19 protein-coding genes are annotated in these 22186 nt (G+C 60.8%); 9 read left to right on the top strand and 10 right to left on the bottom strand.

The window, feature by feature from the left end; genetic code table 11:
* Positions 1-3: 3 nt before the first annotated feature.
* Complete coding sequence (locus ACBR42_RS01605) at positions 4-1140, bottom strand: DegT/DnrJ/EryC1/StrS family aminotransferase (RefSeq protein WP_371207120.1); 1137 nt, start codon at positions 1138-1140, stop codon at positions 4-6.
* Positions 1137-3098: a polysaccharide biosynthesis protein gene (locus ACBR42_RS01600; RefSeq protein WP_371207119.1), complete on the bottom strand. Its 1962-nt coding sequence runs from the start codon at positions 3096-3098 to the stop codon at positions 1137-1139. The genes ACBR42_RS01605 and ACBR42_RS01600 overlap by 4 nt, the downstream gene beginning before the upstream one ends.
* Positions 3099-3165: 67 nt before the next feature.
* Between ACBR42_RS01600 and ACBR42_RS01595 the strand changes: the two genes are divergently transcribed.
* The gene (locus ACBR42_RS01595; RefSeq protein ID WP_371207118.1) at positions 3166-4200 is read left to right on the top strand and encodes a glycosyltransferase family 4 protein; all 1035 of its coding nucleotides are present in this window, start codon (positions 3166-3168) and stop codon (positions 4198-4200) included.
* A gap of 67 nt (positions 4201-4267) precedes the next feature.
* On the opposite strand, the gene ACBR42_RS01590 is transcribed toward ACBR42_RS01595, so the two are convergent.
* From ACBR42_RS01590 to ACBR42_RS01580, 3 genes are all read right to left on the bottom strand, one after another.
* Entirely contained in the window at positions 4268-4723 is a 456-nt protein-coding gene (locus ACBR42_RS01590) for a hypothetical protein (RefSeq protein ID WP_102324510.1), read from the bottom strand.
* 56 nt (positions 4724-4779) lie between these two features.
* Positions 4780-5196 (bottom strand): MarR family transcriptional regulator, encoded by a 417-nt coding sequence (locus ACBR42_RS01585; RefSeq protein ID WP_110547100.1) that lies wholly within the window; start codon positions 5194-5196, stop codon positions 4780-4782.
* Positions 5197-5358: 162 nt separating this feature from the next.
* Positions 5359-6804 (bottom strand): M17 family metallopeptidase, encoded by a 1446-nt coding sequence (locus ACBR42_RS01580; protein WP_371207116.1) that lies wholly within the window; start codon positions 6802-6804, stop codon positions 5359-5361.
* A 114-nt stretch (positions 6805-6918) separates the two neighbouring features.
* Between ACBR42_RS01580 and ACBR42_RS01575 the strand changes: the two genes are divergently transcribed.
* The 3 genes from ACBR42_RS01575 (at position 6919) to fdxA (ending at position 10370) form a co-directional block, all read left to right on the top strand.
* Positions 6919-9540 (top strand): helicase-related protein, encoded by a 2622-nt coding sequence (locus ACBR42_RS01575; protein WP_371207115.1) that lies wholly within the window; start codon positions 6919-6921, stop codon positions 9538-9540.
* 5 nt (positions 9541-9545) lie between these two features.
* A complete protein-coding gene (locus ACBR42_RS01570; RefSeq protein ID WP_118962405.1) occupies positions 9546-9848 on the top strand; it encodes an RNA-binding S4 domain-containing protein in 303 nt (100 codons plus the stop codon).
* 189 nt (positions 9849-10037) lie between these two features.
* Complete coding sequence (gene fdxA / locus ACBR42_RS01565; protein ID WP_102324515.1) at positions 10038-10370, top strand: ferredoxin FdxA; 333 nt, start codon at positions 10038-10040, stop codon at positions 10368-10370.
* Positions 10371-10491: 121 nt separating this feature from the next.
* Here fdxA and cyoD read toward each other — a convergent pair whose 3' ends face one another.
* The 5 genes from cyoD to ACBR42_RS01540 form a co-directional block, all read right to left on the bottom strand.
* Positions 10492-10821, bottom strand: a complete 330-nt coding sequence (cyoD, locus tag ACBR42_RS01560; RefSeq protein WP_102324516.1) for a cytochrome o ubiquinol oxidase subunit IV — start codon at positions 10819-10821, stop codon at positions 10492-10494.
* Positions 10821-11426 carry a cytochrome o ubiquinol oxidase subunit III gene (gene cyoC, locus ACBR42_RS01555; protein ID WP_102324517.1) on the bottom strand — a complete coding sequence of 202 codons (606 nt, stop codon included), beginning with the start codon at positions 11424-11426 and terminating at the stop codon, positions 10821-10823. Before cyoC ends, cyoD begins: the two co-directional genes overlap by 1 nt.
* Positions 11426-13420 carry a cytochrome o ubiquinol oxidase subunit I gene (gene cyoB, locus ACBR42_RS01550; RefSeq protein WP_102324518.1) on the bottom strand — a complete coding sequence of 665 codons (1995 nt, stop codon included), beginning with the start codon at positions 13418-13420 and terminating at the stop codon, positions 11426-11428. Before cyoB ends, cyoC begins: the two co-directional genes overlap by 1 nt.
* Positions 13421-13425: 5 nt before the next feature.
* A complete protein-coding gene (gene cyoA / locus ACBR42_RS01545) occupies positions 13426-14352 on the bottom strand; it encodes a ubiquinol oxidase subunit II (protein ID WP_102324519.1) in 927 nt (308 codons plus the stop codon).
* Between the two features lie 650 nt (positions 14353-15002).
* The gene (locus ACBR42_RS01540; protein WP_180967516.1) at positions 15003-15779 is read right to left on the bottom strand and encodes a Bax inhibitor-1/YccA family protein; all 777 of its coding nucleotides are present in this window, start codon (positions 15777-15779) and stop codon (positions 15003-15005) included.
* A gap of 195 nt (positions 15780-15974) precedes the next feature.
* Between ACBR42_RS01540 and thpR the strand changes: the two genes are divergently transcribed.
* The 5 genes from thpR to ACBR42_RS01515 all read left to right on the top strand — a co-directional run bounded on the left by thpR (position 15975) and on the right by ACBR42_RS01515 (position 22168).
* Positions 15975-16553, top strand: a complete 579-nt coding sequence (gene thpR, locus ACBR42_RS01535; protein WP_371207112.1) for an RNA 2',3'-cyclic phosphodiesterase — start codon at positions 15975-15977, stop codon at positions 16551-16553.
* Between the two features lie 461 nt (positions 16554-17014).
* Positions 17015-19234, top strand: coding sequence for a PQQ-dependent dehydrogenase, methanol/ethanol family (locus tag ACBR42_RS01530; protein WP_102324521.1), 2220 nt, complete (start codon positions 17015-17017; stop codon positions 19232-19234).
* A gap of 51 nt (positions 19235-19285) precedes the next feature.
* The gene (locus ACBR42_RS01525; RefSeq protein WP_243705224.1) at positions 19286-20692 is read left to right on the top strand and encodes a cytochrome c; all 1407 of its coding nucleotides are present in this window, start codon (positions 19286-19288) and stop codon (positions 20690-20692) included.
* Between the two features lie 140 nt (positions 20693-20832).
* The gene (locus ACBR42_RS01520; RefSeq protein WP_371207111.1) at positions 20833-21537 is read left to right on the top strand and encodes an NAD-dependent deacylase; all 705 of its coding nucleotides are present in this window, start codon (positions 20833-20835) and stop codon (positions 21535-21537) included.
* A gap of 10 nt (positions 21538-21547) precedes the next feature.
* Positions 21548-22168: a uracil-DNA glycosylase family protein gene (locus tag ACBR42_RS01515; RefSeq protein WP_371207110.1), complete on the top strand. Its 621-nt coding sequence runs from the start codon at positions 21548-21550 to the stop codon at positions 22166-22168.
* The last annotated feature ends 18 nt before the right edge of the window (positions 22169-22186 follow it).

Here is a 22186-nt window from a genome sequence, read left to right as displayed (position 1 = left end):
TCCTTAAGCGCACACGGCCGCGACAACCCGGCCCACGTCATGATCCGTCAGTTCGGGGTGCATCGGCAATGCAAGGATGCGCTGTGACAGATCTTCCGCCACCGGCAGGGGGCTGCCATCATGGCTGGCCCTGTAGGCTGGCTGCAGGTGCAGCGGGCGGGGATAATAGATGGCCGATGCGATTCCGCGCGCCTTCAGCCTGTCCTGGATGGTGGCGCGGTCTTCCGCCCCACCGGTCAGGACCGAATAGATCGCCCATGACGATTCACTGTCGGCCACGCGGGCGGGCGGAATGACACACCCGGCCAGGCCCGCGTCATAACAGTCAGCGATTACGCGCCTGCGGCCCAGTTCCATGTCGAATACGTCCAGCTTGGCCAGCAGGATCGCCGCCTGAATCGTGTCCAGCCGGGCATTCATGCCGGTACGCAGCACCTCGTAACGGGTCTTGCCTTCCCCATGCGTGCGCAGCGAACGGTAGAGTTCGGCGCGCGCCGGATCATCGGTCAGGATACCGCCCGCATCGCCGTAGGCCCCCAGCGGCTTGGACGGGAAGAAGGACAGCGTGGTGGCCACGGCTTCGCGCCCCAGCCTGCGCCCGGACAGCGTTGCCCCGAAAGCCTGCGCGCAGTCAGCCATGAGGAACAGGTCTTCTTCGTCCGCGATGGCACGCAGTTCGGGCCATGGCGCGGGCTGGCCGAACAGATCGACCCCGATCACCGCACGCGGGCGCAGGCGGCCTGCCTTGCGCACATCCGCAATGCGGCGGCGCAGGCTGGCGGGATCGATCTGGAAGGTTGCGGGGTCCACATCGACAAAAACCGGCGTCGCCCCCAGCACCAGCGGCACCTCCGCCGTGGCGGTATAGGTGAAGGCGGGCAGGAATACCGCATCGCCCACGCCGATCCCTTCGGCCATCAGCACGATCTGGATCGCGTCCGTCCCCGAGGAGACGCCCACGCATTCCGCCGCACCCGCATAGCTGGCCAGACGGGATTCGAGTTCCATCACCTCCGGCCCCATGACGAAGCGGCAGTGCCGCATGACCGCGTCCACGCGCTGCTTGATCTCTTCGGCGATCAGGCTCTGCTGCTTGGGCAGGTTCAGGAAACCTATGGGCGTTTCCACCGGAGCATTCATGATGCATTCCTTTCCACATCAACCCGCCCCGCCGGGACCGGCGCGACCACGCCATGCGGGTTATGTACGAACTCGGGTACCAGCCTGCGGACCAGATCGAGCGCCTGCACGCTATCACCATTCCGGCATGCCGCAGTAAGTGCATCCATGATATTGGCAGCCTGCGCAAGGTCCACCGTACGCGGTATTGCCATCCGCAGGCCGGGACAGCCGGTGGGCTGCAGGGTTTCCTGCTGGTAAAACAGGTCTTCCGCCAGCTTTTCCCCCGGTCTCAGTCCGGTAAAGCGGATCTGCACGTCTCGGTCGGGCCGCAGGCCCGCCAGCACGATCATCTGCCGCGCCAGATCGACAATGCGCACCGGTGTCCCCATATCCAGCACGAATACGCCGCCCCGGCATAATAGCGGCGCAAGCCGTCCCGCCTGCGCGCCCGTGCCACAGGCGCTGGCCTGCAATACCAGCCCCACCGCTTCGGATACGGTCATGAAATAGCGTTGCATGCGCGAATCGGTCACGGTCAGCGGTCCCCCACGCTCAAGCTGGCGCTGGAACAGCGGAATGACCGATCCGGTCGATCCCATGACATTGCCAAACCTTACGGTTACGCAGCGCATGGCCCGGTCTTCCCCACCCCTGCGGGCCTGCGCGTCCAGAGCCTGACAGTACATTTCCGCCACCCGCTTGGACGCCCCCATGACACTGGCGGGATTGACCGCCTTGTCGGTCGAGACCAGCACCATCGCCTTTACGCCATGGTGGCGCGCGGTATCCGCCACGATGCGGGTACCGGTGACGTTGGTCAGCAGTCCCTCGCACGGGTTTTCCTCCACCATGGGCACATGCTTCAGCGCGGCTGCATGAAAGACCAGTTCGGGACGGAAGCGGGCAAAGACCGCATCCATGCGCGCAGCGTCACGTATGTCCGCCAGCACGAGATGCCGGGGAACTTCCGCCGCCTTTTCCGTCAGGTCGACATCCACCTGCCATAACGGATATTCCCCGATATCCAGCAAAACCAGTTCGGCGGGGCCATGACGGGCGATCTGCCGGGCCAGTTCGCTACCGATCGATCCCCCCGCCCCAGTAATCATGACCCGCCTGCCGCGCAACATGTCCGCAATACCACCCCCATCCTGCGGCAGGAGGGGACGGTTGAGCAGATCCACCAGCCGGACAGGGTGCAGCGGCGCGGATTGCCCCCCGGCAATACCCGACAGGTCGGGCATGCACCGCACCTGTGTGCCGGTTTCCTGCGCCACATGCAGCACGGCGGACAGGCGCTCCCCCCGGAAGCGGGGATCGGTTACGACCAGCAGCAGATCGCCCCCCCCATCCATGTCCGAAAGGATACGGGCCAGATCAGCCACCTGTCCCAGCACCGGCACGCCACGCAGCCGTCGTCCCGGTCGGCGTTGGGGGCCTTCCACCACCATGCCCACGACCTGACGCCCCCTGTCGGGCATGAGCCGGAGAAAGCGACTGGCCATTTCCCCGCCCCCCAGCAGGATGATGCGCCCGTCCGACAGCCTGCCCCGACCGCGCCGACACTCCCGCCAGTGCTGGTATCCAGCCCGCGCGCCCGCCATGAACACGAAAACCGTCAGGGCATAAACCACGCTGAAGGACAGATCGCGCGCGCCGTCCAGCGCCAGCGTGCCCATGGAAAGCATGCCCGCAAGCACGCAGGCGCAGCCAAGCCGCCAGAAGTCGGATCGCCCGGCAAAACGCCAGTGCTGCTGGAAAATACGGAACGGCCAGCCCGCGACGGCAATCCACCCCATACCGGCGACGGCCGGCCCCCATACCGGTCGTGCCCCCGACATGCCCCCGCACAATGCCCCCGCCATGGACGCAGCCACTCCCCCCATGATGATATCAAGGGTAAAGTTCAGCGCTATGGTCCGTGTCATGCGCAGCCGCTCGGTCAGGGCGGGATTGCTGGAGGATTGCGTAACCATTATCCCCCTCCTATAGCCGAGGGGACGGAGGGCAAGAAGGAGAGATCATGCCCCGATCCCCGCTTTCATGACCATTACGCATTCCGCTTATGCCACAGCAGCCATTTTTGGCCTTCTGCTGGTAGCATGCGCCCTGTTGGCGGCCATCGTGTCGCACCGCGTCATCAGCCTGCGTGTCATGGACTGTCCCACCAGCCGCAGCGCGCACGCCCAACCGGTGCCGAAGGGCGGCGGACTGGCCATTCTGGCCGTATTCCTGCCCGGAGTGCCACTGGCGGAGCTGCTTTTCCACCATATGCCTGACCGCGCGGATATGACGCTGCTGTTCGCCACGGCGGGGCTGGGACTTTTTTCATGGCGCGATGACATTCATCCCATGCCCGCCGCATGGAAACTGCTGGCGCAACTGGCCGCCGCCTTACTGGTGGCGTGGGGATGCAACGCCTCCCCGTCCAACGCCGCTGCATGGATGCCCTTTGTCGTGGCGGTGCTGTGGCTGGTCTGCCTGTGTAACGCCATGAACTTTGTTGATGGGCTGAACGGGCTGGCCAGTGGCTGCACCCTGCTGGCGTGCCTTGTCACGGCGGGATTGTGCCTTATGGCGCAGGCCGGGGTGGAAATATGGGGCACCGCACTGGTGCTGGCTGCTGCCATTGCCGGTTTCCTGCCCTTCAACTTCCCCCATGCGCGGCTGTTCATGGGGGATGTAGGCAGCCAGTGCTGCGGGCTCGTGCTGGGCGCGCTGGGACTACGCATGGGGGGCGCGCACCTGCCCCATGCGGGAATGCTCATGCCACTTATCGTGTCGGGAGTGCTGGCGGATGTATTCGCAACCCTGCTGCGCCGTGCATGGAGCCGACGACCGCTTATGCAGGCCCACCGGGAACATTTCTACCAGATGGCCCATCGCAGCGGCATGAACGCCACCCGGCTTACGCTGCTGGCATGGGGCGGAACGCTGTATGGGGGCATCATCGCGGGTGCCGTGGCCGGGGGGATAGCCACGCCGTTTGCGGGGGCCACTCTGGCTGGCATTGCGCAACTGCTATGGGCTGCTGCGGTCACGCGACGGGTGCGCCACAGGCCGGGGCTGACATGGTAACGCAAACAGGGGGAACAGCCTTCCGGCCATTCCCCCTGTCAGACGGTATCAAGGCTGAAACCTTGACTTATTTATGCAGCGTAATTTTCATACCCTGAAGGGCTGCCGCCAGACGGCCACCGGAACTGGTGGTATCGATCTGGATGCGCACGCCCGCGGGGTTGTTCAGTACCATGCCGCCAACGCCGGTGCCTGCGGTGACCTCACCATTGACTGCGGCGTAACTGCCTTCAAAATCCTGCAGGCGGTGGAGGTTATAGACCGTGCCCCGACCTTCTATCGTGGAGTAGCCCACAGCCGCCAGCGACCCGCCTTCGATCTTGAAGCGGTAGGTATGATGCTGATACGTCAGCCGCCCCGTGCCCCAGGTGTGGCCCACCCCGATATCCAGTGACTTGAACTTCATCGTGACCTGACCTGACGGCGTGCCAAGCGAGGAATCCGCCGCCATCGCCATGGTGGACAGGCCAGCAAACGGCGCCATTGCTATGGCAATGACAGCCAGACGTCGTGATATACGCATGGGATCGACCCCTTCAGTCCATCAGTAATGCATGAAGAGAACTACGGCCTGCACCTTTAGCCCACGCGGCGCAGGGTCTCGGCGGCGCGACGCGCACGGGGGGCCTTGCGGACGGGGGTTGCCGCCTTTTCCTGCGTCGTTTCGGTCACGATCGTGCACAGGTCACGCAGATAGGCGTTGCCCTTGAGCGTACGCTTGATCAGCACGGAACGACGATCCATCGGATCGGGCGTGCGGCGGGCAAGGTCCAGATCCTTCAGCCGGTCCAGCGCGCGGGTGATCGCGGGCTTGGACACGTTCAGTTCGGCTGCAAGGCCACGCACGGTATGCGCATCTTCGCTGAGATAGCAGGTCAGGAATACGGCCAGCTGGCGGGCAGACAGGTCGGGACCGTCGCGGCGAACCATTGCGACAATGGTTTCACGCAGGGAGTTGATCATCTGATCCGTCTGAGCCTGGGATGTCTTGGCCATCGATTGGAATCCTTTGTCGAATATCAGCCCCGCCGATCGGCACACATGTGGCGGAATCGGACCGGGGCTGGAATGATGTCTTATCGTTCTGCCTATATAATTAGCATTTACGGCATATATAAGTCGCACAAAGGGATTTAGTTCGCTTGTGGGATTGTTTCTTTATCGATGCATTCTGTCCTCGATATTAAAAATAGTTAATATAGCGGCATAAGTCGCTCTTAACCCTAGGCTTTCCCCACCTTCCGGGCGGCCGGGTCGTGACGAATCATTCCATCCATACGTATCGATATGAACCCAACGCACATCTGCGCTGACAAAATTCTCTAGAAAAAGCGCCGCCGTAATGGCTCCGGCCATAGGCTTGGATGAAATATTGTTCAGGTCTGCCACCGGACTGTTCAACCATTTGCGGTAACCCGGCCATAACGGCAGCCGCCATAGCGGGTCGCCACAGGCATGGCCCGCCGCAACAAAAGCGGTGCCTGCTTCGTCGCTATTGGTGAACAGGGCGGGCACGTCCGGTCCCAGCGCCACGCGGGCGGCCCCCGTCAGGGTCGCGGCATCCACCAGCAGGTCGGGCTGGTGTTCGCAGGCGGCATGCAGCAGGTCACACAGCACCAGTCGCCCCTCGGCATCGGTATTGCCGATTTCGACCGTCAGCCCCGCACGGGTCCGCACCACATCGGACGGGCGCATCGCATGGCCCGACACACTGTTTTCCACGCAGCCAAGGCGCAGTTCCAGCCGCACGGGCAGATCGCGCAACACGATCAGACGGGCCAGAGCCAGCATGATGGCGGCCCCACCCATATCCTTTTTCATACGCAGCATGGAGGATGCGGGCTTGATGTCGTACCCGCCGGTATCGAAACACACGCCCTTACCCGCCAGCGAGACCAGCGGCGCGTCCTCCGTCGCCGTGCTGCCCTGCCAGCGGGCTTCCACCACGCAGGGCGCACGGTCGGAGCCCGCGCCAACGTGAAAGATCGTGGGAAAATCCCGTTCCAGCCACTCTGCGCGAATGACCGAAACCTGCACGCCCAGCGGTTCGAGCGCCTGCGTTGCGGCGGCAGCCAGATCGTCAGGCCCCATGAGGTTGGGCGGCGTATTGATAAGAGAACGCGCAAGGTTAACGCACTGGGCCATCTGGGCCGCATCGTGTTCCGTCGCGTCCACCACCAGTCGGCTCCGGGCCGGAGCGGGCGGCGTATCGCGCCCGAAACCGGGCATACGGTACGCACCCAGACAGAAACCAAGGGCAACATCCGCCCCGTCGATGTCCGCAGGCGTACTGACCCGCCACAACCCCGCAGGCAGCGAATCGGGCAGCGCACCGAAGACGAACGGATCGGCTTCTTCCCCTTCCCCTTCCTCGCCCAGCCCAAGCAGGGCCGTGGTGATGCCCCCCCCGGCGTCGGGCAGAAGCTGCACCTGCCCGTAACGGGCGACAAAGCCGGACCGGGTGGCAAAGCGGGCAGCCGTTTCGCCCACAAGCGCGGCCAGCCCCGCACAGCCGTCAGGGCGGATGGCATGCACCACGCCCACATCCTGCCCGGCCACGTCCTGCGCCATGACCAGACAGTCCTGAGTTTCCACCACGTTCACTGCACATCCTCCGTACCGCATTTTCCTGTTGGCAGGGTGCGTCCGGCTACCATGCAACGCAAGCCGCATGTGGTTTTGCTTGCATTTGCCGCCACTTGGCCGGAGCATATCCCCATGACGGGTGTACCCACGGGTCCTGGCGGCCCCTATCGCACTGCGGCCGGACAGGGTTCCGGTCCCCATTCCGACATGCGGGTCCGGGCAGTGCTCGGCCCGACCAATACCGGAAAGACCCATCTGGCCATAGAACGGCTGCTTTCCCATTCCAGTGGCATCATCGGCTTCCCGCTCCGCCTGCTTGCACGGGAGAATTATGACCGTATGGTCGCGCGCAAGGGCGCGCATGCCGTCGCCCTGATAACCGGCGAAGAAAAGATCGTGCCCCCGAAGGCCCGCTGGTTTTCGTGTACGGTCGAGGCCATGCCGCTGGACCGGCGGGTGGAATTCGTTGCGGTGGACGAAATCCAGCTCTGCGCGGACCCGGATCGCGGACATATCTTTACCGACCGCCTGCTGCATGCACGCGGCACGGCGGAGACCATGTTTCTGGGCGCCGATACCATCCGCAACCTGATCCGCCGCCTGGTGCCGGGCATAGAAATCGAACATCGGCCCCGCCTGTCACAGCTTACCCATGCCGGAGCGTGCAAGCTGACCCGCCTGCCGCCGCGTTCGGCCATTGTCGCCTTTTCCGCGGGTGAGGTGTACGCCATTGCCGAACTGCTGCGTCGCAGGCGTGGCGGCTGCGCCATTGTCATGGGCCAGCTTTCCCCCCGGACGCGTAACGCGCAGGTGGCGCTGTATCAGGAAAAGGAAGTGGATTATCTGGTCGCGACCGACGCGATCGGGATGGGGCTGAACATGGATGTCAACCATGTGGCCTTTGCCAGCCTGTCCAAATTCGATGGCACGCGCATCCGCCCCCTGGCCGCAGGCGAAATCGCGCAGGTGGCCGGACGCGCCGGGCGCGGGCTTCGTGATGGCACCTTCGGCACGACAGGCACCTGCCCGCCGCTGCATGAAGAACTGGCCGAAGCGGTGGAACAGCATCGTTTCGATCCGCTTACCCGCCTGTCATGGCGTAACAGCGACCTCGATTTCTCATCCCCCGATACCCTGCTGGCCAGTCTCAACCGCCCGTCCCCCCGTGGGGAACTGGTCGCGGGCCACGAAGCCAGCGACATGCTGGCCCTTGCGGCACTGAGCGCCAATACCGAAATCCGCCCACTGGTCCGCTCCCGCGCAGCAACGCGGCTATTATGGGAAAGCTGCCAGATCCCCGATTTCCGCAAACTGGGCGATGACAGCCATATTCGGCTGTGCGGGCGTATTTTCACCCATATCATTCAGGACGGGCGCATTCCCGCTGACTGGCTGGACAGACAGATCACCCATTTCTTCCAGACGGAAGGCACCATTGATTCGCTTATGCAGCGGCTGGCGGGCATCCGCGTATGCAGCTACATCGCGTCCCGCACGGGCTGGATCGCCAATGCGGAACACTGGCAGGCCCGCACCCGTGAAGTGGAAGACCGCCTGTCCGACATCCTGCATGAACAACTGACCGCCCGCTTCGTCGATCGCCGCGCCACAACCCTGATCCGGCGGCTGGATGAAGGCGTGCATGACAGCCTGCTTTCCGCCGTAACGGCACAGGGCAATGTGGTGGTGGAAGGCCACGAGGTCGGGCGCATCGCGGGGCTGGACCTGATCGCCGGTGAACATGACGATGCGGAGGACGGGCGGCTGCTGATGCGCGCGGCCCGTCGCGCCGTGCGTAGCGAGATCCCGCGCCGTGTCGCCCTGCTGGTGCAGGATGATGACGCGCAGTTCGCCTTTTCCCCCGACGGACTGCACGTCATGTGGCAGGATATGCCGATCGCGCGCCTGCAACCTGGCCCCCACGTGCTTTCGCCCCGCCCGCAGGTGCTTGATAACCCGCTACTGGACAATGCCCAGCGCGAACGCATCCGCAACCGGCTCCAGACATGGCTGGGACAGGTGGTGCGCGAACATCTGGCGCCCCTTTTTGCCGTGCAGGCCGCAGTGGCCAGCACGCCGGACCTGCGCGGGCCTGTCCATCGCCTGTGTGAAGGGGCCGGGATCGCCCCGCTTCATCGCGGCGAACGCTACGATCAGGACACGATCCGTCGGCTACGGCGACTGGGCATAAAGGTGGGGCATTATAGTCTGTTCATGCCCGCAATCCTGAAGGAGCAGCCCATGCGGCTGCGCGGCTGGCTGATCGCCATCAGCCTGAACATGCCCTGCCCACCCCTGCCCGCCATGAGCCGCATTTCCCTTGCACCCGATGCCCTGCCCGCAGCGTTCATGGATCGCATGGGCTGGCTGGAAACCGGCCCAGTAAGAATCAGGCTGGACATTGCGGAAAAGATCATTCTGGAACTGGCCCGCATGACCCGGCGCGCGCCCGTGCCACTGCCGCCCCTGCTGGCATCGCGTCTGGGCATACGCCGCGAAATGCTGCCAGCGGTCATGAAGGGAATGAACATGCGGGTGTATCATCCCCGACCCATGGCCGCCGATCATTATGGGCCGCCCGCACCCGTCATGATCCGTTTCCTGTCCGATACAACCGGAAACAAAAGGGATCGCGCCCCGTCCGCTGAGAAAGACCGGGCGAAGAAACGTAACGCCGCCGCAGACCCCCGTCGCCGCGCCATTCGCCCCGACAGTCCCTTCGCGGCGCTTGCCACACTGTTTGACCGACCGTAACGCCCATGAACCAGACTGCTACCCCCGAAACTTCCCCCACGGCCCAGCGTCTGGACCTGTGGCTGCTGCATGCCCGTTTCGGGCGCAGTCGCAGCGCATGCGCCCAGATCGCGGCCGGCGGTCAGGTCCGCATCAACCGGCAGCGCGTAACCAAGGCCCATGCGCAGGTTCATACAGGGGACATCCTGACACTGCCCGCCCCCGACAGGAAAAGCGTGATTGTCATTCGCGTTACAGGCTTCGCGGCCAGACGACAATGCGCCTCACTTGCACAACTTCTGTATGAAATTCTTCCCGAATCCATCTGAATATTGTGTCCGCAACGCCAATGCTGCGCGTGATTATGCATTACCCGCTGTCTTGGGCTTGCCACGGCAGGAAAACGCTCTCATATCTTCCGCCATTCCCGATGAGATCAGGCCCGGTGTGGCACCTCATCCCTTTCAATGGCCGGGCCTATTGCCGCAGGCCGAACAAATAATGATCGGAGATAGGCGATGACCTATGTGGTCACCGAAAACTGCATTCGCTGCAAATTCACAGATTGTGTCGAAGTCTGTCCGGTTGACTGCTTCTACGCGGGCGAGAACTTTCTCGTAATCAATCCGGACGAATGCATCGATTGCGGCGTGTGCGAACCGGAATGCCCCGCTGAGGCCATCTTCCCCGATAGTGACGACCGTGCGACCCCGTGGGCGGAACTGAACGCCAAATACGCAGCCGTATGGCCGAACATCACACGCAAGCTCGACGCCCCGGCCGATGCCGAGGAATGGAAAGACAAGCCCAACAAGAAGGACCTTCTTTCCCCCGAACCCCACAAAGGCTGATCCCCGCCTTTCCCGTAGGGTTGTCCATAAAAAAAGACCGGCACGATTTCTCGTGCCGGTCTTTTTTTATGCCGTCTGCCCCGGAGGCAGTTGCCTGCCCCCGAAGCCCGCATGACATCGCTTAGCGCGACATCATGTTGATGGACGTGTCATGCATGATGAACATCGTGCCGGCCACAAGGACCAGAACCGACAGCACCGTGAATGTAAACGCCATGACGTTCCAGCGCTGCTCGGACGAACCGTTCATGTGCAGGAAGTAGATCAGGTGAACCACGATCTGGACCACCGCCAGCAGGGCAATCGCCCCACCGGTGGCGGACGGTGACATCGCATGCGACATCACCAGACCGAAGGCGGCCACCGTCAGGATGACGGCAAGTACGAACCCGGTAAGGTAAGATCCTACGCTACCGTGGCCCTCTCCCGAGGATGAAATATGTTCAGCCATCAGAGCACACCCATCAGATAGACAAAGGTGAAGACACAGATCCAGACAATGTCCAGAAAGTGCCAGAACAGGCTGAGGCAGGTCAGCTTGCCGATCATGCGCTCGTTCAGCTCGGTCTTGCCAGCCGTCTGGAACAGCAGGACAGCCATCCACAGCAGGCCGCAGGTAACGTGCAGACCGTGCGTACCCACAAGCGTGAAGAACGCGGACAGGAACGCACTGCGATCCGGGCCGTTGCCTTCAGCAACCATGTGGGAGAACTCACGGATTTCCATGAACAGGAAGCCCAGCCCCAGCAGGAAGGTCACCCCGAGCCAGGTCCGCATGGTGCTGACCTTGTTCTCGTGGGCGGCAATCATGCCGAAACCGTAGGTGATGGAGCTGAACAGCAGGATTGCCGTTTCAATGCCAACACCCGAAAGTTCGAACACTTCGTGGCCGGTCGGACCGCCGGCAAACTGGTCACGCAACACCGCGAACACTGCGAACAGCGTACCGAAGATGATGCAGTCCGTCATCAGATACAGCCAGAACCCGAACACCACGGGAGATTCGTGGTGTTCATCATGGGCATGGGCTGCATCAGCAGTCATATTTTGCGCCATTATTCCGCTGCCTGTGCTGCCATAAGGTTATGGGAGTGCTCCTGCTCGATACGGACCACTTCGGACACCGGCACATAATAGTCGACGTCATTGTTAGCCGAACGTGCGATCACCGTAGCGATGACGCCAATCAGACCAACAGCCGCCAGCCACCAGATGTACCAGACCGCACCGAAGCCAAGCACGAAGCTGAAGGCACCGATCAGGAAACCGCATGCCGTGTTCTTGGGCATGTGGATCGGCTGATAGTTGCCACCGGCCTGACGCGTGTCGATACCGGCTTCCTTGTCATGGGCAAAGGCGTCCAGTTCATGCACTTCCGGCAGGATGGCGAAGTTGTAGAACGGCGGGGGCGAAGACGTGGACCATTCCAGCGTACGTGCGTTCCAGGGATCGCCCGTCAGGTCGCGGTTTTCGGCCAGGTTGCGGTCACGGATCGAAACATAAAGCTGGGTCAGCTGGCAGACGATACCGCCTGCGATCAGAACTGCACCAACTTCAGCGATCAGCAGCCACATGTGCCATTCGGGGTTGTCATAGTGGTTCATACGACGGGTCATGCCCTCGAAACCAAGGACATACAGCGGCATGAAGGCGAAGTAGAAGCCAACGAACCACAGCCAGAACGCGCGCTTGCCCCAGGCTTCGTTCAGCTTGAAGCCGAAAGCCTTCGGGAACCAGAAGTTCATGGCGGCAACGTAACCGAAATACACGCCACCAATGATCACGTTATGGAAGTGGGCGATAACGAACAGCGAGTTATGCAGCACGAAATCGGAAGCCGGGATAGCCAGCATGACGCCGGTCATACCACCGATGGAAAAGGTGATCATGAAGCCGATCACCCAGTACATGGTTGCGTGGAATTCAACGCGACCCTTGTACATCGTGAACAGCCAGTTGAAGATTTTCACCCCGGTCGGAACCGCGATGATCATCGTCATGATACCGAAGAACGCATTCACGTTCGGGCCGGCACCCATGGTGAAGAAGTGGTGAACCCACACAACCAGCGACAGAACCATGATGGAAGCGGTCGCGTAGACCATGGTCTTGTAGCCGAACAGCGGCTTGCGGGAGAAGGTCTGCGTGATTTCGGAGAAGGCGCCGAAGGCAGGCAGAACCAGGATGTACACTTCCGGATGGCCCCAGCCCCAGATCACGCTCAGATAGAGCATCTGGTTGCCGCCGCCGTCATTGGTGAAGAAGTGCATGCCCAGGTAACGGTCCAGACCAAGCAGACCCATGGCCACGGTCAGGATCGGGAAGGCAACCATGATCAGCACGGTCGTGCAGAAGATGGTCCAGGTGAACACCGGCATACGCATGTAGGTCATGCCAGGCGCACGCATCTTCACGATGGTCGCGAAGAAGTTCACACCCGTCAGCAGCGTGCCGACACCGGACAGCTGCACCGCCCAGATGTAGTAGTCAACACCGACACCGGGGCTGAACTGCTGTTCGGACAGGGGCGGATATGCAAGCCAGCCGCACTGCGAGAACTCACCGATGAACAGGGAGACGTTAACCAGCAGGAAGCTGATGGTCGTCATCCAGAAGCTCAGCGTGTTCACGAACGGGAAGGCCACGTCACGCGCACCGATCTGCAGCGGCACCACGATGTTCATCAGACCCTGCATGAACGCCATGGCCATGAAGAAGATCATGATCGTGCCGTGTGCGGAGAAGATCTGGTCATAGTGGTGCGGCGGCAGGTAGCCGGGGTTACCGGCATAGGCCAGCGCAAGCTGGGAGCGCATCATGATCGCGTCCGCGAAACCACGGAACAGCGCCACGAGGGCTACAACGATATACATGACACCAATGCGCTTGTGGTCGACCGAGGTCAGCCATTCACGCCACAGGTAGCCCCATTTACCGTAATAGGTGATGAGACCGACAACGGCGAGGCCAGCAATGGCAGCACCGATGAACGTCCCAACAAGAATCGGCACATCATACGGGATGGCCGACAATGTTAATTTGCCAAACATCTGTCCTATTCCTTCATGTTCATGTCGGACATCGCGGACTGCTGCACGTGCAGCATCTTGCCGGTGCTCTTATCCATGACCATGCCGTTGTTGTACTTGGCAACGATATCATCGAAGAGACCTGTGTCGACATGCGAGAAGTATTCAACCGGGTTGGCCTCGCTCGGCGCGGCCAGCTTGGGATAGCTTGCGCTGTCCAGCTGCTCGGAAGAAGCCTTCACCTTCTCGACCCACGCGCTGTACTGGTCCGCCGGCATTGCCAGCGCACGGAAGCGCATGTCGGAGAAGCCACGACCGCTGAAGTTGGAGGACTCACCCAGGAAGTCACCCGCTTCGTTGGCAATCAGGTGCAGTTGTGTCTGCATGCCGGCCATGGCGTAGATCATCGTACCGAGACGCGGGATGAAGAAAGAATTCATCACGGAATCAGAGGTGATCCGGAAGTCAACCGGCGTATTCACCGGCATGGCCATCTGGTTTACGGTCGCGATCCCTTCATCCGGATAGATAAAGAGCCATTTCCAGTCCAGTGCCACAACATCGACATGAATTGGCTTGACGTTAGCCTCTGCTTCAAGGGGCTTGTACGGGTCAAGCGAATGACAGGTCTGATAGGTCAGCACCGCCAGGAACAGAATGATCAGGCTGGGAACGGCCCAGATGATCACCTCGATCTTGTTGGAATGCGACCATTTCGGCAGGTATTCCGCAGCCGTATTGGACTGACGGTAGTGCCAGGCGAACACCAGTGTCAGGATACAGACCGGCACAACGACCAGCAGCATCGCGAACACCGAAGTCAGGATCAGGCTTTTTTCCTGAAGACCGATCACGCCCTTGGGGTCAAGTGTATCCCACGTGCAGCCTGCTAACAGCACTGCCGAAGATAAACTCACTAGCTTAGTTAATCTTGGCAAGATTTTTTTCTTCATCTCACGCCTCGTTGGTTTCGACATCACCCTGTTTTGCTCACATCCTCGCTTCATCCACGGGCTTAGACAACAACGGTCACGTTATACGCTCGGCAGGGAAAATGCATCGCCTTTCCCCCGGCACCCAGCGACATCGCGCCCACGTCGACTTCCGAAAGGGGACAATCGACCCTTTTCCGGTTTGCATCCGTCATGAGTTAGTTGCCGACCGGCTGACCATGATCCTGATCAATACGGCCCGCCAGACCTTACGTAATTATTACTGTCAGGGCAGATCGGACCATAAATCGCGATGCCGTCCTGTGTGCTGAAGCGCATGTCCTGTGCCGCTCACCCTTTCATATAGTTTTTCTATTCAAGGGTTATCCGACCGGAATGCCCTTAGAGGCAAGCCTTCACATAATATTTCAGAAAATTACAGAAGGAAGAATTTATCTAAAAAAAACATTGTTTTACAGGGAATTACGGGTGTGTCATTAACCTCACACTCTCGTCATCTTATAATTTCCATATCTGAATAAGTCTTATCTTTTTTACCCAAACCGATACCCGGACCCTCTTTCCATGCAAAAAGGGCCGCCGCTTTCGCGACGACCCTTTCCATTTCATAAACCGTACCTTATCGGTCTGAAAAAGCAGGACTCCTGCCATCAGTCGTTGCTGCTGTTGCGCACACCCATGAACTGAAGCAGGAACTGGAACAGGTTGATGAAGTTCAGATACAGGTTCAGCGCATCATATACTGACCGCTTCGCAGCCTGATCCGGACCTTCATAATAGGCGAGCTGCTGGTAGGTCGCCTTGATCCGCTGGGTATCGAACATGGTCAGGCCGACAAACAGCAGCACACCAACGGCGCTATAGACGAAATACAGGCCGGGGCTATGAAGGAACATGTTCACCACCCCCGCGATGATGAGGCCGAACAGACCCATCATGAAGAACGAACCGAACCGGCTCAGGTCAGTACGAGTCGTGTAGCCCCAGATCGACATGGTGCAGAATGTCGCTGCGGTGATGAAGAAAACCCGCGTGACCGAAACGCCGGTGAAAACCAGGAAGATGTTGGACAGGCTTGCCCCCATCACCCCGCAGAACAGCCAGAACAGCGTCTGCACGGCCTGAGTGGACAGCCGGTTCACACCGAACGACATGACCATGACGAAACCAAGCGGCGCAATCATGGCCAGCATGGCCAGACCGGTCGGCTTGATCGCCATACCCATCGGGGTTGGCACATGCTGGAAGAACAGGGCCTGCAGGCTGGTATTGGCGATCAGGTACGCAACCAGTCCCGTCAGGACCAGACCTGATGCCATCCAGTTATAGACTCGCAGCATATAGGCCCGAAGGCCCATATCCACGGAACCTGCAGCGCTATCAGCGGCGGGGCGGATGAAACTCCGCGAATCAGGGCCAAAAGCCATTGTGTTTCCTTCCTCCACGTCGTTGACCGACGTGCCTCTACCCCAATGTGGGAACATGGTAGAACACGTTCAAGAACCTGGGCGTGTCCAATACATTACAATACGGCAACACATACGCCGCCGCTCCGGGCCTATATATACTGTACATGTCAAAATGCGGCATATGCCGTTTTCATTCTGCCCAACAGGTTCTTCATGCGTCTTTTCATTGGTCTGGAACTTCCCTCTGCCCTGGCGCACACCCTTGGCGAATTGCGGGGCAGCCTGCCGGATGTGGCGTGGTACCCGCCGGAATCCTATCACCTGACACTGCATTTCGTAGGCGAGGTTACGCACGGGCACTTTCTGGAGGAAATGCATCATGCCCTTTCCGCCATCCGTGCTGCCCCACCTTCCTTGATCCTGACAGTGCCCGGTCTGTTCGAACCAGCAACACGACAGGGACCGGATACCCTGTGGATGGGCTGCGCGCCTGACCCCGCCCTTGTCCACCTGCAAAACAGGATACGCGCAACGATGACGCGCCTCCCCTCCCCTTTCGGCAAGGCAGGTTCGGGGCAGTCAGGGGCGGCAAGGCCCATCCGGCGCTTTGTTCCCCATATCTCGCTGGGACAGATGCGCCATCCGGACCCGGTGCGTCGGCAACGATGGCTCGTTACATCCCCGCCTGCCTGCGATGCACAGAGCATCGGTCATTTCACGCTGTTCCGCTCCCTGAGGCATGGAGACATGCCCTTCTACGAGCCGTTGGAGCATTATCCCCTGCATCCCTGATTCTTGCGCGGGAACGTCATGCAGCGGGAAAAATCAGGAGTCTCGGGAACTATCCAGTTATTCGTATTATGGATAATAAAAATATATTCCGTACCATTCTTTGTGGACGCCCTATCGAAACGAGAACAACCCGTTTTTCATTTTCCCCCGGAATATCAAGAAAGTTTACGAATATCCCTGAAAAATCCAGTTATCTGTTTCATTGCTTATCTGACAGCATATTCACGTTTTAGTGATATCGAACACTAAAATGTCAGGAGACGGGCGGCGCAGCCTCAGTATGTTCGGGTGAAACGGACTACCTGCTTTTCTCCTGCCCGAAGCCGGTTCCTGTCTGTCGGTCAAGGAAGCCTGTTCTGCCTGCTTTCCAGACCGATACAGTCAGAAAACCTGCCCCGGCAGAAAGTTGCAGCGGCGGCGTCCTGAATTCGAAACCGTTAGTTTTTCTGAGGACATCACATATGATTTCTGCCGTTTTCGGAAAAAGACGTTCTCTGAGCAGAACGCTTACAGCCGGAACGATATGTGCGGCTCTCATCTCCGGCTATGCCACCATGGCATCGGCGGATGAGGGACAGGGCGCCACAGGGGAAGCGATCATCCATGCTGATGATCACCCCGGCAACTGGATGACCTATGGCCGCACCTATTCTGAACAGCGTTACAGCCCGCTGGATCAGATCAACCGTTCCAATGTCGGTAACCTGAAGCTGGCCTGGTATCTGGATCTCGATACCAACCGTGGCCAGGAAGGCACGCCCCTGGTTGTTGATGGCGTCATGTATGCCACCACCAACTGGAGCATGATGAAAGCCGTCGACGCCGCAACCGGCAAGCTGCTGTGGTCCTATGACCCGCGCGTGCCCGGCAACATCGCCGACAAGGGCTGCTGTGACACGGTCAACCGTGGCGCGGCCTACTGGAATGGCAAGGTCTATTTCGGCACGTTCGATGGCCGTCTGATCGCCCTTGATGCCAAGACCGGCAAGCTGGTCTGGAGCGTCAACACCATTCCGCCCGAAGCCGAACTGGGCAAGCAGCGTTCCTACACCGTTGACGGCGCGCCGCGCGTCGCCAAGGGCCGCGTGATCATCGGTAACGGTGGTTCCGAATTTGGTGCCCGTGGCTTTGTCACCGCGTTCGACGCGGAAACAGGCAAGGTTGACTGGCGCTTCTTCACGGTTCCGAACCCCAAGAACGAACCGGACCATGCTGCATCCGACAGCGTGCTGATGAACAAGGCCTACCAGACCTGGAGCCCGACCGGCGCCTGGACCCGTCAGGGCGGCGGCGGCACGGTGTGGGATTCCATCGTGTATGACCCCGTGACCGACCTGGTCTATCTGGGTGTCGGCAACGGTTCGCCGTGGAACTACAAGTACCGTTCCGAAGGCAAGGGCGACAACCTGTTCCTGGGCAGCATCGTCGCACTGAAGCCGGAAACCGGCGAATACGTCTGGCATTTCCAGGAAACGCCGATGGATCAGTGGGACTTCACCTCGGTCCAGCAGATCATGACGCTTGACCTGCCGATCAATGGTGAGACCCGCCACGTCATCGTTCATGCGCCGAAGAACGGCTTCTTCTACATCATCGATGCGAAGACCGGCGAGTTCATCTCGGGCAAGAACTATGTTTACGTGAACTGGGCCAGCGGCCTCGATCCGAAGACCGGCCGTCCGATCTACAACCCCGACGCGCTCTACACGCTTACGGGCAAGGACTGGTACGGCATTCCGGGTGACCTTGGTGGCCATAACTTCGCGGCCATGGCGTTCAGCCCCAAGACCGGGCTGGTCTACATCCCCGCGCAGCAGGTTCCGTTCCTGTACACCAACCAGGTCGGCGGGTTCACCCCGCATCCGGATAGCTGGAACCTTGGTCTGGACATGAACAAGGTCGGTATCCCCGACTCCCCGGAAGCCAAGCAGGCCTTCGTTAAGGACCTGAAGGGTTACATCCTGGCATGGGATCCGCAGAAGCAGCAGGAAGCCTGGCGCGTGGACCACAAGGGTCCGTGGAACGGCGGTATCCTGGCGACTGGCGGCGACCTGCTGTTCCAGGGCCTGGCGAACGGTGAATTCCACGCCTATGACGCGACGAACGGTTCCGACCTGTTCCACTTCGCGGCTGACAGCGGCATCATCGCACCGCCCGTGACCTACCTTGCCAAGGGCAAGCAGTATGTTGCGGTTGAAGTGGGCTGGGGCGGCATCTATCCGTTCTTCCTTGGTGGCCTGGCCCGTACCAGCGGCTGGACCGTCAACCACTCGCGCATCATTGCCTTCTCGCTCGACGGCAAGTCCGGTCCTCTGCCCAAGCAGAACGACGAAGGCTTCCTGCCCGTCAAGCCGCCGGCACAGTTTGATGCGGCCCGCACGGATAACGGCTACTTCCAGTTCCAGACCTATTGCGCCGCCTGCCATGGCGACAATGCGGAAGGTGCTGGCGTGCTGCCTGACCTGCGCTGGTCCGGCTCCATCCGCCACCAGGATGCGTTCTACAATGTTGTCGGTCGTGGCGCGCTTACCGCCTATGGCATGGATCGCTTCGACAGCAGCATGAATCCGAACGAGATTGAAGATATCCGTCAGTTCCTGATCAAGCGTGCGAACGAGACCTATCAGAGGGAAGTTGATGCCCGGAAGAATGCTGCCGGTATTCCCGAGCAGCTGCCATAATCCCGGTTTTGACAATTTTTCGCATCAACGCGACGCATGATGGTGAACATAATGATCAACAGGCTTAAGGTGACATTCAGCGCGGCAGCGTTTAGTCTGCTGGCAGGGACGGCATTGGCTCAGACGCCCAATGCCGACTCCGCGCTAGTCGAGAAAGGGGCGTATGTCGCGCGACTGGGTGACTGCGTAGCATGTCATACCGCTCTCCACGGTCAGGCCTATGCAGGTGGGCTTGAAATCAAGAGCCCGATCGGCACGATTTACTCCACAAACATTACCCCGGACCCGACCTACGGTATCGGCCGCTACACCTTCGAAGAATTCGACGAAGCTGTGCGCCACGGTATCCGCAAGGACGGCTCCACCCTGTATCCGGCCATGCCATATCCCGCCTTCTCGCGTATGACGAAGGAAGACATGCAGGCGCTGTATGCGTACTTCATGCACGGGGTGAAGCCGGCGGCGCAGCCTAACAAGCAGCCGGACATTTCCTGGCCGATGTCGATGCGCTGGCCGCTGGGCATCTGGCGCATGATGTTCTCGCCCTCGCCCAAGGACTACACCCCTGCGCCCGGCACGGATGCCGATATTGCCCGTGGTGATTACCTTGTGACGGGTCCGGGACATTGCGGTGCGTGCCATACGCCGCGCGGCTTCGCCATGCAGGAAAAGGCTCTGGATGCGTCCGGTGGGCCTGACTTCCTGGCCGGTGGCGCACCGATCGACAACTGGGTCGCACCCAGCCTGCGTAACGACCCGGTCGTGGGTCTGGGCCGCTGGTCCGAGGATGATATCTACACCTTCCTCAAGTCCGGCCGTATCGACCACTCCGCCGTGTTCGGTGGCATGGGCGATGTGGTGGCATGGAGCACCCAGTACTTCACCGATGACGATCTGCACGCCATCGCGAAGTACCTGAAGAGCCTGCCGCCGGTTCCGCCGTCGCAGGGCAACTACACATACGACCCGTCCACCGCGAACATGCTGGCTTCGGGTAATACCGCCAGCGTTCCGGGCGCCGATACGTATGTGAAGGAATGCGCCATCTGTCACCGTAACGACGGTGGTGGTGTGGCCCGCATGTTCCCGCCGCTGGCTGGCAACCCGGTCGTCGTGACCGAGAACCCGACCTCGCTGGTGAACGTAATCGCACATGGTGGCGTGCTGCCGCCGAGCAACTGGGCGCCGTCCGCGGTGGCCATGCCGGGTTACAGCAAGTCGCTGTCCGCACAGCAGATTGCTGACGTGGTCAACTTCATCCGCACAAGCTGGGGCAACAAGGCGCCGGGCACCGTTACCGCCGCCGACGTGACCAAGCTGCGTGACACGGGTGCGCCGGTTTCCAGCTCGGGCTGGAACAGCATGAGCAGTGGCTGGTCGGTCTTCCTGCCGCAGCCTTATGGCGCAGGCTGGACCTTCGCACCGCAGACGCATACCGGTCAGGACGCCGCGCAGTAATGCCGGTCGGGTGGCCCCAACGGGGCCGCCCACTCCTGATACGTTACGGAAAACCGCCATGGACCCCGTCCATGGCGGTTTTCTTATGTCTGCCGATCCCGCACACTCCCCCTTTCGCAACCATAAGGGAAGATACCGGCATGCAGCGCATTGTGGTCCTGACCGGGGCAGGCATCAGCCAGGAATCCGGCTTGCAGACTTTCCGTGGCCCGGACGGGTTGTGGAACAATGAACGGATCGAGGATATCTGCACCCCACAGGGCTTCCAGCGCGATCCCCTGCGCGTGGACCGTTTCTATAACGGCCTGCGCAGCAGGCTCTCCACCGTGCAGCCCAACGCCGCCCATTACGCGCTGGCCGATCTGGAACGTGCCGGACGGGAAGAACGCTGGGCAGGTCAGGTTACGATCGTGACGCAGAACATAGACGACCTGCATGAGCGCGCAGGCAGTCATAATGTGATCCATATGCATGGCGAACTGCTGCGCCTGCGCTGCACCCATTGCCACGCGAAACCTGTATGGCGGGAAGACTGTTATCCCCAGACACCCTGCCCTGTGTGCCATACGCCATCACTGCGGCCCGACATCGTCTGGTTTGGGGAAATGCCCTATCATATGGAAGCCATCGGCACCCGCCTGGCGGAATGTGACCTGTTCGTCGCCATCGGCACCTCCGGCACCGTTTATCCGGCGGCAGGCTTTGTGGACAGTGTCGCGGGGCATGCGGATACGATGCTGTTCAATCTTGATATCCCACACGGGCCTTCCCCTTTCGATCAGGTCGTGCCCGGTCCCGCGACCCGCACCGTAAGCGCATGGGTGCGCGAACTGCTGGAAAAATAGAGCGCAGGATATGCCCGACGAGACACTGGAAACGCTGCTGGAATCCATCCGCGCCTGTCAGCTCTGCCGCGCGGATCTGCCGCTGGGGCCACGGCCGGTGCTCCATATTTCCCGCACGGCGCGATTGCTGATTGCCAGTCAGGCCCCCGGAACACGCGTGCATGAAACAGGCCAGTCCTTCAATGATGCCTCCGGCGACAGGCTGCGTGCGTGGATGGGCATAGATCGCGCCACGTTTTATGACGTCAGCCGCATTGCGATCGTGCCCATGGGTCTGTGTTATCCCGGTCGGCTGCCCAAGGGGGGCGATTGCCCGCCACGGCCGGAATGTGCGCCCCAATGGCGTGCGCGCATCATGGCGCAGATGCCAGGCCTTGAACTGACGCTCGTGGTGGGCAGTTATGCGCAGAACCACATTCTCGGACCGGGCAGGGTCAGTGATCGCTCTCTGGATTTCCGGCGCTACCTGCCCCGTTATTTCCCGCTGCCACATCCCTCATGGCGCACGGGGGCGTGGGAACGCCGCACCCCGCAATTCGGACATGATGTGCTGCCCGCCCTGCGTGCGTGTGTGCAGGCTGTTCTGGCGGGGCGCCCCGTGCCCGCCATTCCGCCAGTCGCGCCGGTGTAGTCAGTCTGATCCGCTTTG

Origin of the sequence: Komagataeibacter sp. SM21 (assembly GCF_041402665.1) — a bacterium.
Taxonomy (GTDB): domain Bacteria; phylum Pseudomonadota; class Alphaproteobacteria; order Acetobacterales; family Acetobacteraceae; genus Komagataeibacter; species Komagataeibacter saccharivorans.
This window is presented reverse-complemented; position numbering and strand designations above follow the sequence as displayed.

Bases quoted from the DNA above. Each gene is read 5' to 3' on its own strand.
- ACBR42_RS01525 (WP_243705224.1), top strand. From the start codon at position 19,286: ATGATCAACAGGCTTAAGGTGACATTCAGCGCGGCAGCGTTTAGTCTG.
- ACBR42_RS01595 (WP_371207118.1), top strand. From the start codon at position 3,166: ATGACCATTACGCATTCCGCTTATGCCACAGCAGCCATTTTTGGCCTT.
- ACBR42_RS01590 (WP_102324510.1), bottom strand. From the start codon at position 4,723: ATGCGTATATCACGACGTCTGGCTGTCATTGCCATAGCAATGGCGCCG.
- cyoB (WP_102324518.1), bottom strand. From the start codon at position 13,420: ATGTTTGGCAAATTAACATTGTCGGCCATCCCGTATGATGTGCCGATT.
- ACBR42_RS01540 (WP_180967516.1), bottom strand. From the start codon at position 15,779: ATGGCTTTTGGCCCTGATTCGCGGAGTTTCATCCGCCCCGCCGCTGAT.
- ACBR42_RS01605 (WP_371207120.1), bottom strand. From the start codon at position 1,140: ATGAATGCTCCGGTGGAAACGCCCATAGGTTTCCTGAACCTGCCCAAG.
- ACBR42_RS01570 (WP_118962405.1), top strand. From the start codon at position 9,546: ATGAACCAGACTGCTACCCCCGAAACTTCCCCCACGGCCCAGCGTCTG.
- ACBR42_RS01585 (WP_110547100.1), bottom strand. From the start codon at position 5,196: ATGGCCAAGACATCCCAGGCTCAGACGGATCAGATGATCAACTCCCTG.
- thpR (WP_371207112.1), top strand. From the start codon at position 15,975: ATGCGTCTTTTCATTGGTCTGGAACTTCCCTCTGCCCTGGCGCACACC.
- cyoD (WP_102324516.1), bottom strand. From the start codon at position 10,821: ATGGCTGAACATATTTCATCCTCGGGAGAGGGCCACGGTAGCGTAGGA.
- ACBR42_RS01530 (WP_102324521.1), top strand. From the start codon at position 17,015: ATGATTTCTGCCGTTTTCGGAAAAAGACGTTCTCTGAGCAGAACGCTT.
- ACBR42_RS01600 (WP_371207119.1), bottom strand. From the start codon at position 3,098: ATGGTTACGCAATCCTCCAGCAATCCCGCCCTGACCGAGCGGCTGCGC.
- ACBR42_RS01575 (WP_371207115.1), top strand. From the start codon at position 6,919: ATGACGGGTGTACCCACGGGTCCTGGCGGCCCCTATCGCACTGCGGCC.
- cyoC (WP_102324517.1), bottom strand. From the start codon at position 11,426: ATGGCGCAAAATATGACTGCTGATGCAGCCCATGCCCATGATGAACAC.
- fdxA (WP_102324515.1), top strand. From the start codon at position 10,038: ATGACCTATGTGGTCACCGAAAACTGCATTCGCTGCAAATTCACAGAT.
- ACBR42_RS01520 (WP_371207111.1), top strand. From the start codon at position 20,833: ATGCAGCGCATTGTGGTCCTGACCGGGGCAGGCATCAGCCAGGAATCC.
- cyoA (WP_102324519.1), bottom strand. From the start codon at position 14,352: ATGAAGAAAAAAATCTTGCCAAGATTAACTAAGCTAGTGAGTTTATCT.
- ACBR42_RS01515 (WP_371207110.1), top strand. From the start codon at position 21,548: ATGCCCGACGAGACACTGGAAACGCTGCTGGAATCCATCCGCGCCTGT.